Raw genomic sequence first — 12,409 nt, forward strand, 5'->3', positions numbered from 1 at the left:
CGCGGCCCGCGGCGACGCGATACCGTGGCGACCCTTCTCCTCGGGATCTCCGCGCCGTCGTCCGGCGACGGGATCCAGCTGCCGCCCTGGAGGCTTCGTGGTACAGGCGTACATCCTCATCCAGACCGAGGTGGGCAAGGCGTCCGTGGTCGCCGAGACCATCGGCTCGCTCCCGGGCGTGATCCAGGCCGAGGATGTGACCGGCCCCTATGACGTCATCGTGCGCGCGCAGGCGGACACGGTCGACGAACTCGGACGCATGGTGGTCGCCAAGGTCCAGCAAGTGGACGGCATCACCCGCACCCTGACCTGCCCGGTGGTTCACCTCTAGCCCCCGTCTACGCTTGGCCGGTGACGTCTTCGCGCCGCCGGCCCCTTCCCGTACTCCTGACCGCCGCTGCCGTGCTGGCCGCCGCGGCGGGCTGCGCCGGCGGCGCTCGCGCGTCCGTCGCCGCTCCCAGCCCCCCGGCCGACGAGGCCGCCCTGTGCCGCGCCCTGCACGACGCCCTGCCGCGGTCGGTCGCCGGGCAGGAGCGCCGGGACCCCGAGCCGGCGTCCGAGCTGACCGCCGGGTGGGGTGATGCCGCGATCGTACTGCGCTGCGGTGTACCGCGGCCCGAGCGGATGAGCGACCCCCAGGCGCAGGGCGTCGAGGTGGACGGCGTGGGCTGGATGCTGGAGGAGCGGGAGGAGGGGCCCCGGTTCACCACGACGTACCGCAGGACGTACGTGGAGGTGACCCTGGACCGGCGCTATCTGCACGACGCGAGCCCGCTGACGGACCTGGCCGGGCCGGTGGCCGAGGCGGTCCCCTCGGCCCTGTGAACGCCCCCTCCCCCGCCCGCGCCGGGCGGGGGTCCGGGGCCGGGTCAGCGCAGGCCGGTGGAGCGGCGCAGCGCCGCCTGGATCAGCCGGTCGACCAGCTCGCCGTAGCCGACGCCGCTCTCCTGCCACATCCGCGGGTACATGGAGATCGGGGTGAAGCCCGGCATGGTGTTGATCTCGTTGATGACGAAGGAGCCGTCCTCGGTGAGGAAGAAGTCCGCGCGGACCAGGCCCTCGCAGGAGGCCGCCTCGAAGGCGGCGACGGCGAGCCGCTGCACCTCGGCGGTCTGTTCGGGGGTCAGCGGAGCGGGCACCAGGCCGGTGGCGGCGTCGATGTACTTGGCCTCGAAGTCGTAGAAGTCGTGCGAGGTGACCGGCGGGATCTCGGCCGGGACGCTGGCCCGCGGCCCGTCCTCGAACTCCAGCACCCCGCACTCGATCTCGCGTCCGCTGAGCAGGGACTCCACCAGGACCTTGGGGTCGTGGCGCTGCGCCTCGGCGATCGCCTCGTCCAGGCCGGAGAGGTCGTCCACCTTGGTGATGCCCATGGAGGAGCCGCCGCGGGCGGGCTTCACGAACAGCGGCCAGCCGTGGTCGCCGGCGAAGTCGACGATCCGCTTGCGGGCGGCGGCAGGGTCCTGCGCCCACTCGCGGGGGCGGATCACCTCGTAGGGGCCGACCGGGAGGCCGAAGGAGACGAAGACGCGCTTCATGTACTCCTTGTCCTGGCCGACGGCGGAGGAGAGCACCCCGGACCCGACGTAGGGCACGCCGGAGAGCTCCAGCAGCCCCTGGAGGGTGCCGTCCTCGCCGTAGGGCCCGTGGAGCACCGGGAAGACGACGTCGACGTCGCCGAGCGCCTTGGGGACGGCCCCGGGCTCGCTGTAGACCACCTCGCGGCTGCCGGGGTCGACGGAGAGCACCACGCCGCCCTCCGCGGACTCGGCGAGCTCGTCGACGCTCGGGGTGCGGCGGTCGGTGATCGCCATGCGGTCGGGCTCGTCGGCGGTCAGCGCCCAGCGGCCGTCGGCGGTGATGCCGATGGGCAGCACGTCGTAGCGGGCGCGGTCGATGGCGCGCAGGACCGCGCCCGCGGTGACCACGGAGATCCCGTGCTCGGAGCTGCGGCCCCCGAAGACGACGGCCACGCGGGGCCTGCGGGGCTGCTGCTCGGGACTCTGGGGGAGGTTCTCGGTGCTCATATCGCGATGAGACTACCCGCTGGTCCTGGCGCCGTCAGCGCCGCTCCGGCTTGGCCGCGCGGGACATCAGCTCCTTGAGCGCGACGACCGGCGGCTTCCCCTCGTGGACGATCCCGACCACGGTCTCCGTGATGGGCATGTCGACGCCGTGGCGGCGGGCGAGGTCGAGCACGGACTCGCAGGACTTCACGCCCTCCGCGGTCTGGCGGGTGACGGCGATGGTCTCCGCCAGCGTCATGCCGCGCCCGAGGTTGGTGCCGAAGGTGTGGTTGCGCGAGAGCGGGGAGGAGCAGGTGGCCACCAGGTCGCCGAGGCCGGCCAGCCCGGAGAAGGTGAGCGGGTCGGCTCCCATGGCGAGTCCGAGGCGGGTGGTCTCGGCGAGGCCGCGGGTGATGAGGGAGCCCTTGGCGTTGTCCCCGAGGCCCATGCCGTCGGCGATGCCCACCGCGAGGCCGATGACGTTCTTGACCGCGCCGCCGAGTTCGCAGCCCACCACGTCGGTGTTGGTGTACGGCCGGAAGTAGGGGGTGTGGCAGGCCGACTGGAGCCGGCGGGCGGCCTCCTCGTCCCGGCAGGCGACCACGGCGGCGGCGGGCATCCGGGAGGCGATCTCCTTGGCCAGGTTGGGCCCGGTGACGACCGCGACGCGGTCCGCGGCCACCCCGGCGACCTCCTCGACCACCTCGCTCATCCGCTTGGCGGTGCCGAGTTCGACGCCCTTCATCAGGGAGACCAGGACGGTGCCGGGCGCCAGCTTCGGGGTCCAGGCCGCGAGGTTGGCCCGCAGGGTCTGGGAGGGCACGGCCAGGACGGTGAAGTCGGCGCCGGACAGCGCCTCGCCCGCGTCGGTGGTGGCGCGCAGCCCGGCGGGCAGCTCGATGCCCGGCAGGTAGTCGGGGTTGGTGCGGGTGGTGTTGACGGCCTCGGCGAGCTCGGGGCGGCGGCCCCACAGGACGACCTCGCAGCCCGCGTCGGCGAGCACCATCCCGAACGCGGTACCCCACGAGCCCGTCCCGAGGACGGCGGCCTTGACGGGCTGGGTCACTTCACTTCCTCCCCGGCGGCCTTGCGGCGCAGCTGGGCGCGCGCCTCGCGCAGATCGTACGGCCTCTCGGGCGCCTTCTCGCCGCGGAGGTCCTCCAGCAGGCGGGTGATCGCGGCCATGATCTCCTCGGTCGCCTCCTTGAGGACCTCGGGTGTGGGGTCCTGGTCGTAGAAGCGGCTGAGGTCGACCGGCGGACCGGCCTTCACCTGCAGCGTCTTGCGCGGGAAGAGGTTGACCTTGTTCTCCTTGGCGTAGGGCGGCATCGCCAGGTTGGCGCCCCACTGGGCGACGGGGACGACCGGCGCCCTCGTCTGCAGGGCCGCCCGCGCGACACCCGTCTTGGCGGTCATCGGCCACACGGCGGGGTCACGGGTGAGGGTGCCCTCGGGGTAGAAGGCGACGCACTCGCCCCGCTCCACGGCCTCGACGGCCGCGCGGAAGGCGCCCACGGCGTTGGAGGACTCCCGGAAGACCGGGATCTGCCCGGTGCCCCGCAGCATCAGGCCCACGCCGGGCGTCCGGAACAGCGCGGCCTTCGCCAGGAAACGGGGCACTCGTCCGCTGTTGTACTGGAAGTGCCCGTAGGAGAACATGTCGAGGTACGAGTTGTGGTTGATGGCGGTGATGAATCCGCCCTCGGCCGGAATGTGTTCCATTCCCCGCCAGTCCCGCTTGAACAGAATCAGCAGCGGGGGCTTAGCGATGACCGCCGCCAGGCGGTACCAGAAGCCGACTCTACGGCGGGACACTCGTACACCTTCCTCTTCGGGCGGGCATCGGCCCTCGTGCCGGGGGTCAAGTGTCGCCCCGGGCCCCTGGTCTGTCGAGGACACCGTACGCCCAGACTCCGCCGCCCGGGCCCCGGACCCGTCCGCCCCCGGGCGACAATGGTCCGGCAACGGCTCCGCTGGGAGCTCCGCGCGCGCAGGGAGGGAGAGTTCGCCACGGACAGGATGCCGCGGCCCGGCTGGTCGCTGGTCGTGCCGCTCAAGCCCTTGGCCGCCGCCAAGAGCAGGCTCGCCCCCGCCGCGGGCGACGCCCTCCGGCCGCGGCTCGCGCTGGCGTTCGCCCAGGACACCGTGGCAGCGGCGCTGGCCTGCCCTGCGGTACGGGATGTGGTGGTCGTCACGGACGACCGCACGGCCGGTGCCGCGCTGGCGGCGCTGGGCGCCCGGGTGGTGCCGGACTCCCCGGGCGCCGGCCTCAACGCGGCCCTGGCGCACGGGGCCCAGGCGGTCCGGGCCCACCGCCCGGGGGCCGCGGTGGCGGCGCTCAACGCCGACCTCCCGGCATTGCGCGCCGGTGAATTGCTGCGTACTCTCGCCGCCGCATCGGCATTTGATCGGGCTTTTCTCGCGGATGCCTCGGGAATCGGGACGACTTTGCTGTGCGCCCGCCCGTCCGTGGAATTGCGCCCCGCATTCGGCGGACCTTCACGCCGCCGCCATTCGGCCTCCGGGGCCGTGGAAATCACACTCGACGGGGTCGATTCGGTGCGCCGCGACGTGGACACCGGCCGGGATCTGGCGGCCGCGCTGGAGCTGGGCGTCGGACCGCGCACCGCGCTGCACACGGCGGGGCTCGCGGGTCGGCACTGAGCGCCGCCCCCCACCCCGGGGGACGGCGCACGGCGGCGGATGCGCCACGGGCCGCAGCCGTACCGGGTCCGTCCGGGCGGCCCGGCCGGGTGCCGCGGCGGCCGTCGTGCGCCGGCCGGGGGTGGCGGGGCAGGCCTTAGTCTGGGGCGCATGCAGGCCACCTCGTACACCTACGACCCGGACACCCGCAGCGGGAGCGTGCTGCTCGACGACGGGACACCCGTGCCCTTCGGCACCGCGGCGTTCGACGCCGGGGGGCTGCGGCTGCTGCGCCCCGGGCAGCGGGTGCGGATCGAGACCGAGGGCGAGGGCGGGGCGCTGCGCATCACCCTGATCACGCTGCAGACGTTCTGAGCGGACGGCCTTCGGCAGGCGTGCCGGTTCCCGGGCGTCCGGCCGGGTACGCCGCGCGGCGGGGCACAGGGGGCGGCGGGCACGCCGCGGGCCGGTCTCCCGAAGGGGAGGCCGGCCCGTCGCGTGGGGTGCAGGGGGTGGAGGCGCCCTACTTCTTGCGGGCGGTGGTCTTCTTGGCGGCGGTCTTGCGGGCCGTCGTCTTCTTGGCGGGCGCCTTCTTCGCGGTGGCCTTCTTCGCGGGGGCGGTCTTCTTGGCCGTGGTCTTCTTCGCGGCCGACTTCGCCGGGGCCGCCTTCTTCGCGGTGGTCTTCTTCGCCGCCGTGGCCTTCTTGGCAGCGGTGGTCTTCTTCGCCGCCGTGGCCTTCTTGGCGGCGGTGGTCTTCTTCGCCGCGGTGGCCTTCTTGGCGGCGGTCTTCTTCGCCGTGGCCTTCTTGGCCGCGGCCTTGGCGGTCGTACGGGTGGAGGAGCCACCCGAGAGGCTGCCCTTGGGCGCCTTCTTGACCGCGACCTCGCCTCCCTTGGGGAGCTTCTTCGACCCGCTGACCAGGTCCTTGAAGCCCTGGCCCGCACGGAAGCGCGGCACCGAGGTCTTCTTGACCCGCACGCGCTCGCCGGTCTGCGGGTTGCGGGCGTAACGGGCGGGGCGCTCGACCTTCTCGAACGAGCCGAAGCCGGTGACCGAGACCCGGTCCCCTGCGACGACCGCCCGGACGATCGCGTCAAGCACCGCGTCGACAGCGTCGGCGGCCTGCTGCCGGCCACCGAGCTTGTCGGCAATCGCTTCTACGAGCTGCGCCTTGTTCACGTCTTCCCCTTCGGAGACATTTGGCCGGAACGATTGCGTCCAGGCGTTTTCGCACGTTAGGCAGATATATACCGCAAATCAAACACGAAACGGTCTAATCACCCTAGTGCCGCAACGAAGTCGACCTTGGCGGAGTTCTGGGGTCAGTCGCCGGGAGGGAAACGGCCCTCGTCGAGGTCCTTCATCAACCGGTCCAGACGCCTTGCGGCGTCCGGGAGATCGTGCTTCGCCGCCGCCGTCACGACGAGCAGCTTCCGGGACAGCGCCATCCTCACGCCCTCCGGGACTTGCAGTGCGCGCACTGTCGCGTGCGCTTCCTTGAGTCGGGCCGCGACCGCCTCGTAGAGCTCGAGTTGGCTGTCACGTTCCATGCACCGATTGTGCCATCTGGGGCGAGTTGTCGCCCCACGGGGTCTCAACGCACGACTGCGCCCCCCGCCGGGCGGCAGGGGGCGCAGTTCGGGAAAAGCGCTGCTCAGACCTGAAGCGTGCGGGGTTTGAAGGACGGGCGCCCCGCCTCGTGGGCCGCGATGTCCGACTCGTTCTGAAGAGTGAGGCTGATGTCGTCGAGGCCGTTCAGCAGCCGCCAGCGGGCGTTCTCGTCGAGTTCGAAGGCGGCGGTGACCCCGGGCGCGGAGACGGTGCGCGACCGGAGGTCGACCGTGACCTCCGCGGCGGGGTCGGCCTCGGTCAGCTCCCACAGGGCGTCGATCACCGACTGCTCCAGGACGACCGTCAGCAGGCCGTTCTTGAGGGAGTTGCCGCGGAAGATGTCGGCGAAGCGGGAGGAGAGCACGGCCCGGAAGCCGTAGTTCTGCAGGGCCCAGACGGCGTGCTCCCGGGAGGAGCCGGTTCCGAAGTCGGGTCCGGCGACGAGCACCGAGGCTCCCTGGCGCTCCGGGCGGTTCAGCACGAAGCCGGGGTCCTTGCGCCAGGCCTCGAACAGGCCGTCCTCGAATCCGTCGCGGGTGACCTTCTTCAGCCAGTGCGCGGGGATGATCTGGTCGGTGTCGACGTTGCTGCGGCGCAGCGGGACGGCGCGACCGGTGTGCGTGGTGAAGGCTTCCATGGTTCCTCAGACCCCTACGGGAGTGGAGACGTCGGCGTCGGACAGGTCGGCCGGGGAGGCCAGGTGGCCCAGCACGGCGGTGGCCGCGGCCACCTGCGGCGAGACCAGGTGGGTCCGGCCGCCCTTGCCCTGCCGGCCCTCGAAGTTGCGGTTGGAGGTGGACGCGGAGCGCTCACCGGGGGCCAGTTGGTCGGGGTTCATCCCCAGGCACATGGAGCAGCCGGCGTGCCGCCACTCGGCACCGGCCTCCTTGAAGACCGCGTCCAGCCCCTCCTCCACGGCCTGGAGCGCCACCCGCACCGAACCGGGGACGACCAGCATCCGTACGCCGTCGGCGACCTTGCGGCCGCCCAGCACCGAGGCCACCGCGCGCAGGTCCTCGATACGGCCGTTGGTACAGGAGCCCACGAAGACGGTGTCCACGGAGATGTCCCGCAGGGGCTGCCCGGCGGTCAACCCCATGTACTCCAGTGCCTTTTCGGCGGCCATGCGCTCCGAGGCGTCCTCGTACGAAGCGGGGTCGGGGACGCTGGATCCCAGCGGGGCGCCCTGGCCGGGGTTGGTGCCCCAGGTGACGAACGGGCTCAGCTCGGCGGCGTCGATGACCACCTCGGCGTCGAAGACGGCGTCCTCGTCGGTGCGCAGCGTGCTCCAGTAGGCGACCGCGGCGTCCCAGTCCTCGCCCTGCGGCGCGTGGTCCCGTCCGCGGAGGTAGGCGAAGGTGGTCTCGTCGGGGGCGATCATGCCCGCCCGGGCACCGGCCTCGATGGACATGTTGCAGATGGTCATCCGGGCCTCCATCGAGAGCTTCTCGATGGCCGCGCCCCGGTACTCCAGCACGTAGCCCTGGCCGCCGCCGGTGCCGATCCTCGCGATGACGGCGAGGATGAGGTCCTTCGCGGTGACCCCGTCGGGCAGTTCGCCGTCGATGGTGATCGCCATGGTCTTCGGGCGGGCCATGGGCAGGGTCTGGGTCGCCAGGACGTGCTCGACCTGCGAGGTGCCGATGCCGAAGGCCAGCGCGCCGAAGGCGCCGTGCGTGGAGGTGTGCGAGTCGCCGCAGACCACGGTGGTACCGGGCTGGGTCAGACCCAGCTGCGGGCCCACCACGTGGACGACGCCCTGCTCGACGTCGCCCAGCGGGTGCAGGCGCACGCCGAAGTCCGCGCAGTTCTTGCGCAGGGTCTCCAGCTGGGTGCGGGAGACGGGGTCGGCGATGGGCTTGTCGATGTCCAGGGTCGGGGTGTTGTGGTCCTCGGTCGCGATGGTGAGGTCGAGGCGCCGCACCTGCCGGCCGTTCTTGCGCAGGCCGTCGAAGGCCTGGGGGCTGGTCACCTCGTGCAGCAGGTGCAGATCGATGTAGAGGAGGTCGGGCTCGCCCTCTGCGCGCCGGACGACGTGGTCGTCCCAGACCTTCTCCGCGAGTGTCCTACCCATCGCTTTCCCTCCGGCCGGCCTGTGCCTCCGGCGCATCTAGAGATCGTGTGCGGCCCCATGGATCCGCGGGCCGCGACTACAGCGTGACAAGTTCCATGGAAAATTGAACTTGCGTTTCACAGAGTGAGACGGGAGTATCGTTGCATGGACAACTCTAGCGGCGTCGGCGTTCTCGACAAGGCAGCCCTTGTCTTGAGCGCCCTGGAGTCCGGTCCGGCCACCCTCGCGGGCCTGGTCGCGGCCACGGGACTCGCACGACCCACGGCCCATCGCCTGGCCGTGGCACTGGAACACCACCGTATGGTGGCGAGGGACATGCAGGGCAGGTTCATCCTGGGCCCGCGGCTGGCGGAGCTCGCCGCGGCGGCGGGCGAGGACCGGCTGCTGGCCACCGCCGGCCCCGTGCTCACCCACCTGCGGGACGTGACGGGCGAGAGCGCGCAGCTCTACCGCCGGCAGGGCGACATGCGCATCTGCGTGGCGGCGGCGGAGCGGCTCTCCGGGCTGCGCGACACCGTGCCGGTCGGCTCGACGCTCACCATGAAGGCGGGCTCCTCGGCGCAGATCCTGATGGCCTGGGAGGAGCCGGAGCGGCTGCACCGCGGGCTCCAGGGGGCCCGGTTCACCGCCACCGCCCTCTCCGGCGTGCGCCGCCGCGGCTGGGCCCAGTCGATCGGCGAGCGCGAGCCGGGCGTCGCCTCGGTCTCCGCCCCGGTGCGCGGCCCGTCGAACCGGGTCGTCGCCGCCGTGTCCGTCTCGGGCCCGATCGAGCGCCTGACCCGGCACCCGGGGCGGATGCACGCCCAGGCCGTCATCGACTCCGCCGCCCGCCTGAGCGAGGCGCTGCGCCGCTCCGGCTGAGCACCCCCCGACCACCACGTCCGGCCGGCCCCTCCAACGCCGCAGGGGCCGGCCGGACGTGTCCGCGGGGGCCGCCGGGTGGACCATGGAAGTACCACCGACCGACGGAGGTGCAGCAGCCATGGCCGAGTTCATGGACGTCCACCACGGCATGAAGGACATCACGAGCGAGAAGCTCCGGGAGGCCCACAACGCGGACCTCGCCATCGAGGGCGAGGAGGGCGTGCACTTCAAGCAGGCCTGGGCCGACCCCGAGACCGGGACGGTGTACTGCCTGTCCGAGGGCCCGTCCGCCGACGCCATCCGGCGCGTCCACGAGCGGGCCGGGCACCCGGCGGACGAGATCCACCCGGTACCGATCACCGCCTGACCCCGCGCCGCGCGGGCACCCGCCGCGGACGGGTGCGCCGGGGCCCCGCCCGCGGCGCGGACCCCGGCGCGCCCCCTCAGACGCCCAACCGGTCCCGCGCCTGCACCCCGGGGCTCAGCGGCATCGTCCCGTGGGCCCTGCCGAGCCCGTGGGCCGGCATGTCCGCGTAGATGGACTCGTAGGAGCCCGCCGGGACGACATAGGTCTCGTGCCAGATGCCGACATGGCGCCCGCCCCTGCGCACCGCCCGGTTCATCCGCCCCCACCAGGAGCGGTGGAGGTGCTCGGGGGCGGCGGCGTAGGCGAGCAGCTTGTCCTTGGACTCCCAGTACTGGACGAGGTAGTAGGTCCGCGGGGAGCCGGTGAGCAGCAGATGGTGGAGGAGCCCGAGGGAGCGGTCGCGCCCCAGCTCCCTGAGCATCATCGGCATGGCGAGGAGCACGGGAAGCCAACGGTGCACCGCCAGGAGGCGGTTGATCCGCATCCCGATGAGGAAGACGACCACCTCCCCGTCCGCCGCCGCGGTGGTCCGGCCCGGCTGGATCCTCACGCCCATGACGCCCCCTCGATACTGTTGGATAGTTTCACTCTCCTGATGAGATAGTCGCACTACCCAACGAAGGGCACAAGTCGTGCGTCTCGGCGAGCTGAGCGAGCGGAGCGGCGTCTCCATCGCGACGATCAAGTACTACCTGCGCGAGCGGCTGCTCCCGCCGGGCCGGCGGGTCACGGCCACCCAGGCCGAGTACGACGAGTCCCACCTGCGCAGGCTGCGGCTGGTGCGGGCGATGATCCAGGTCGGGCGCGTCCCGGTGGCCACGGCACGCGAGGTGCTCGGGCACGTGGACGACGAGTCGCTGGGCCTCACGATGCGCCTCGGCGCGGCCACCTGGGCCCTGCCGCAGCCCGAAGACGAGGTCGGGGACGACGCGGCCGCGGCCTCGGCGCGGGGGACCCTGGACGCGCTGCTGGCCGAGCTGGGCTGGGACACCGCCCGGGAGATCGGGGACCTCTCCCCCGTCCACCGCGGCCTGGTCACCGCCATCGCCACCCTGAACCGGCTGGGGTTCCCGCTGTCGCTGGACGAACTCGTGCCGTACGCACGCCACATGGGGGAGGTGGCGGCGCACGACCTGGATCTGCTGGAGACCCGTCCGCCGGGTTCGGAGCAGGTGGAGGCCGCGGTCGCCTCGGCGGTCCTGTACGACCCGCTGCTGCTCGGTCTGCGGCGGCTGGCGCAGGAGGTGGAGTCGGCACGGCGCTACGGGATCACCTGAGGGCCGTCCGCGATCCGGCGCCGGGGTCCACCGCGGGGCGCCGCTCCGTGGCGGACGCGCTCCGGCCGGCGCGACCCCGGCAGGGAACGCCGAAGGGGCCCTTCAGAGAAGGGCCCCTTCGGACTCGTACCCCCGACCGGATTCGAACCGGCGCTACCGCCTTGAGAGGGCGGCGTGCTAGGCCGCTACACAACGGGGGCAAGATGGTGATCCCTGATGGGGATCCGCTGGCCTACCTGGACTCGAACCAAGACTAACTGAACCAGAATCAGTCGTGCTGCCAATTACACCATAGGCCACTGGTGGTTTAGACCAGCTGGTACCCCCGACCGGATTCGAACCGGCGCTACCGCCTTGAGAGGGCGGCGTGCTAGGCCGCTACACAACGGGGGCCCTGGCGATCCTGCATCGGTGCCATCGGGAGCGACCCGGATGACCCCGCGAGAAGGATCTGTACCCCCGACCGGATTCGAACCGGCGCTACCGCCTTGAGAGGGCGGCGTGCTAGGCCGCTACACAACGGGGGCCTTGCAGATGAGCTCTGCGAGCTGGCCTACCTGGACTCGAACCAAGACTAACTGAACCAGAATCAGTCGTGCTGCCAATTACACCATAGGCCACCAGAACACAACCCCCGCTAAGGGATCTTGTTCGGGTTTACGCTTCCGGGTCCGGGCTTTTCGGCCCGCTCCCCTCGGCGCAGGAAGAACATTACCCGAAGGTGGACGGCGCTCCAAAACGGGTATCCCCGCGCAGCAGCGGGGCCAGCTGATCGAGCCCCGTGATCCGTGTGAGCTCGGGCCTTCCGCCCAGTCCCTCGCGGTCCAGCCAGATCCCCGCGAGGCCCGCCTCGACCGCGCCCCGGGCGTCGATGTCCGGCTGGTCCCCCACGTAGGCGACCTCGTGCGGGGGCAGGCCGATCGCCTCGCACGCGGCCAGGAAGGCACCGGCCTCGGGCTTGGAGACCCCGAGTTCGACCGCGCAGACCACGGCCTCGAAGCGGTCCCGCACACCGAGGGTGCGCAGCTTGCGCTCCTGGTGGGCGAGGCTGGAGTTGGACAGCACGGCGTGGCGGTAGTCGCCCGCCAGCAGGTCGAGCGCGGGAACGGCGTCGGGGAACAGGGACCATGCGGCCTCGTAGTGCACGAGGTGGCGCCCGAACCAGTCGTCGGCCTCCGCGTCGGTCATGGACGGTGCACGAAGGAAGTCCCGCACCCGGTCGCGGCGCTGGCCCGGGAAGTCGGTCAGCCCGCGGGCGACGCGGTCCCAGTGGACCTGGGTGAGCCTCTTCCAGGCGGCCAGGGCCTGGTCCACGTCGGCGTATCCGCCCGGCAGGCCCTCGCGCCCCAGGTGGACGCTCATGCCGGTGCGGTCGGCTCCCGCGTAGTCGAAGAGGGTGTCGTCGATGTCCCACAGCACGGCGCGGATCGGCATGCCAGGACGCTACCGCCGCGGCGGGCCCGCCCGCACCCGGAGTGACGAGGCGGCAGGGGGAGGCGGTGCCCGGTACAGCGGCGGTGCCCGCCGGGCGGGGTGGCGGTCGGGCCACCCCGCCCGGCGGGCACC

Annotated in this window: 16 protein-coding genes and 5 tRNA genes; 7 read left to right on the forward strand and 14 right to left on the reverse strand. The window is 72.3% G+C overall.

Annotated features, from left to right (window positions below):
• Nucleotides 1-97 precede the first annotated feature (97 nt).
• Together NPS70_RS05215 and NPS70_RS05220 are read left to right on the forward strand one after the other, a co-directional pair.
• On the forward strand, nucleotides 98-331 hold the full coding sequence (locus NPS70_RS05215; protein WP_256522816.1) for an Lrp/AsnC ligand binding domain-containing protein: 234 nt from the start codon (nucleotides 98-100) through the stop codon (nucleotides 329-331).
• A gap of 20 nt (nucleotides 332-351) precedes the next feature.
• Complete coding sequence (locus NPS70_RS05220; RefSeq protein ID WP_256522817.1) at nucleotides 352-825, forward strand: DUF3515 domain-containing protein; 474 nt, start codon at nucleotides 352-354, stop codon at nucleotides 823-825.
• Between the two features lie 44 nt (nucleotides 826-869).
• Here NPS70_RS05220 and NPS70_RS05225 read toward each other — a convergent pair whose 3' ends face one another.
• Genes NPS70_RS05225 through NPS70_RS05235 form a run of 3 tightly spaced genes read right to left on the reverse strand, consistent with a single transcriptional unit; the run spans nucleotide 870 to nucleotide 3,821 of the window.
• Nucleotides 870-2,027 (reverse strand): D-alanine--D-alanine ligase family protein, encoded by a 1,158-nt coding sequence (locus NPS70_RS05225; RefSeq protein WP_256522818.1) that lies wholly within the window; start codon nucleotides 2,025-2,027, stop codon nucleotides 870-872.
• Between the two features lie 34 nt (nucleotides 2,028-2,061).
• Complete coding sequence (locus NPS70_RS05230) at nucleotides 2,062-3,072, reverse strand: NAD(P)H-dependent glycerol-3-phosphate dehydrogenase (protein ID WP_256522819.1); 1,011 nt, start codon at nucleotides 3,070-3,072, stop codon at nucleotides 2,062-2,064.
• On the reverse strand, nucleotides 3,069-3,821 hold the full coding sequence (locus NPS70_RS05235; RefSeq protein ID WP_256522820.1) for a lysophospholipid acyltransferase family protein: 753 nt from the start codon (nucleotides 3,819-3,821) through the stop codon (nucleotides 3,069-3,071). Before NPS70_RS05235 ends, NPS70_RS05230 begins: the two co-directional genes overlap by 4 nt.
• A 204-nt stretch (nucleotides 3,822-4,025) precedes the next feature.
• On the opposite strand from NPS70_RS05235, the gene cofC reads away from it, so the two are divergent.
• Both cofC and NPS70_RS05245 read left to right on the forward strand, forming a co-directional pair.
• Entirely contained in the window at nucleotides 4,026-4,670 is a 645-nt protein-coding gene (gene cofC / locus NPS70_RS05240; RefSeq protein WP_256522821.1) for a 2-phospho-L-lactate guanylyltransferase, read from the forward strand.
• A 150-nt stretch (nucleotides 4,671-4,820) separates the two neighbouring features.
• Nucleotides 4,821-5,024, forward strand: a complete 204-nt coding sequence (locus NPS70_RS05245) for a hypothetical protein (protein WP_256522822.1) — start codon at nucleotides 4,821-4,823, stop codon at nucleotides 5,022-5,024.
• A gap of 148 nt (nucleotides 5,025-5,172) precedes the next feature.
• Here the strand turns inward: NPS70_RS05245 and NPS70_RS05250 are convergent, their stop codons facing one another.
• The 4 genes from NPS70_RS05250 to leuC all read right to left on the reverse strand — a co-directional run bounded on the left by NPS70_RS05250 (nucleotide 5,173) and on the right by leuC (nucleotide 8,335).
• Nucleotides 5,173-5,829, reverse strand: a complete 657-nt coding sequence (locus tag NPS70_RS05250) for an HU family DNA-binding protein (RefSeq protein ID WP_256522823.1) — start codon at nucleotides 5,827-5,829, stop codon at nucleotides 5,173-5,175.
• A gap of 143 nt (nucleotides 5,830-5,972) precedes the next feature.
• Nucleotides 5,973-6,200: a hypothetical protein gene (locus NPS70_RS05255; RefSeq protein WP_256522824.1), complete on the reverse strand. Its 228-nt coding sequence runs from the start codon at nucleotides 6,198-6,200 to the stop codon at nucleotides 5,973-5,975.
• A 104-nt stretch (nucleotides 6,201-6,304) separates the two neighbouring features.
• A complete protein-coding gene (gene leuD / locus NPS70_RS05260; protein ID WP_256522825.1) occupies nucleotides 6,305-6,898 on the reverse strand; it encodes a 3-isopropylmalate dehydratase small subunit in 594 nt (197 codons plus the stop codon).
• A gap of 6 nt (nucleotides 6,899-6,904) precedes the next feature.
• On the reverse strand, nucleotides 6,905-8,335 hold the full coding sequence (gene leuC, locus NPS70_RS05265) for a 3-isopropylmalate dehydratase large subunit (protein ID WP_256522826.1): 1,431 nt from the start codon (nucleotides 8,333-8,335) through the stop codon (nucleotides 6,905-6,907).
• A gap of 144 nt (nucleotides 8,336-8,479) precedes the next feature.
• Between leuC and ndgR the strand changes: the two genes are divergently transcribed.
• Nucleotides 8,480-9,196 (forward strand): IclR family transcriptional regulator NdgR, encoded by a 717-nt coding sequence (gene ndgR / locus NPS70_RS05270; RefSeq protein ID WP_256522827.1) that lies wholly within the window; start codon nucleotides 8,480-8,482, stop codon nucleotides 9,194-9,196.
• A gap of 121 nt (nucleotides 9,197-9,317) precedes the next feature.
• Nucleotides 9,318-9,566: an SCO4226 family nickel-binding protein gene (locus NPS70_RS05275; RefSeq protein ID WP_256522828.1), complete on the forward strand. Its 249-nt coding sequence runs from the start codon at nucleotides 9,318-9,320 to the stop codon at nucleotides 9,564-9,566.
• 76 nt (nucleotides 9,567-9,642) lie between these two features.
• On the opposite strand, the gene NPS70_RS05280 is transcribed toward NPS70_RS05275, so the two are convergent.
• The gene (locus NPS70_RS05280; protein ID WP_256522829.1) at nucleotides 9,643-10,122 is read right to left on the reverse strand and encodes a DUF4188 domain-containing protein; all 480 of its coding nucleotides are present in this window, start codon (nucleotides 10,120-10,122) and stop codon (nucleotides 9,643-9,645) included.
• A 76-nt stretch (nucleotides 10,123-10,198) separates the two neighbouring features.
• On the opposite strand from NPS70_RS05280, the gene NPS70_RS05285 reads away from it, so the two are divergent.
• Nucleotides 10,199-10,843 (forward strand): MerR family transcriptional regulator, encoded by a 645-nt coding sequence (locus NPS70_RS05285; RefSeq protein WP_256522830.1) that lies wholly within the window; start codon nucleotides 10,199-10,201, stop codon nucleotides 10,841-10,843.
• 127 nt (nucleotides 10,844-10,970) lie between these two features.
• Here NPS70_RS05285 and NPS70_RS05290 read toward each other — a convergent pair.
• The 6 genes from NPS70_RS05290 to NPS70_RS05315 form a co-directional block, all read right to left on the reverse strand.
• Nucleotides 10,971-11,043: transfer RNA gene (locus NPS70_RS05290), tRNA-Glu, on the reverse strand.
• Nucleotides 11,044-11,070: 27 nt separating this feature from the next.
• Nucleotides 11,071-11,142 (reverse strand) — tRNA-Gln (locus NPS70_RS05295).
• A gap of 18 nt (nucleotides 11,143-11,160) precedes the next feature.
• Nucleotides 11,161-11,236 (reverse strand) — tRNA-Glu (locus NPS70_RS05300).
• Between the two features lie 61 nt (nucleotides 11,237-11,297).
• Nucleotides 11,298-11,370: transfer RNA gene (locus tag NPS70_RS05305), tRNA-Glu, on the reverse strand.
• A 21-nt stretch (nucleotides 11,371-11,391) separates the two neighbouring features.
• A tRNA-Gln gene (locus NPS70_RS05310) sits at nucleotides 11,392-11,463 on the reverse strand.
• Nucleotides 11,464-11,554: 91 nt separating this feature from the next.
• On the reverse strand, nucleotides 11,555-12,277 hold the full coding sequence (locus tag NPS70_RS05315) for an HAD family hydrolase (protein ID WP_256522831.1): 723 nt from the start codon (nucleotides 12,275-12,277) through the stop codon (nucleotides 11,555-11,557).
• Between the last annotated feature and the right edge of the window lie 132 nt (nucleotides 12,278-12,409).

The organism is Streptomyces sp. C10-9-1 (assembly GCF_024497955.1).
Taxonomy (GTDB): Bacteria; Actinomycetota; Actinomycetes; order Streptomycetales; family Streptomycetaceae; genus Streptomyces; species Streptomyces sanyensis.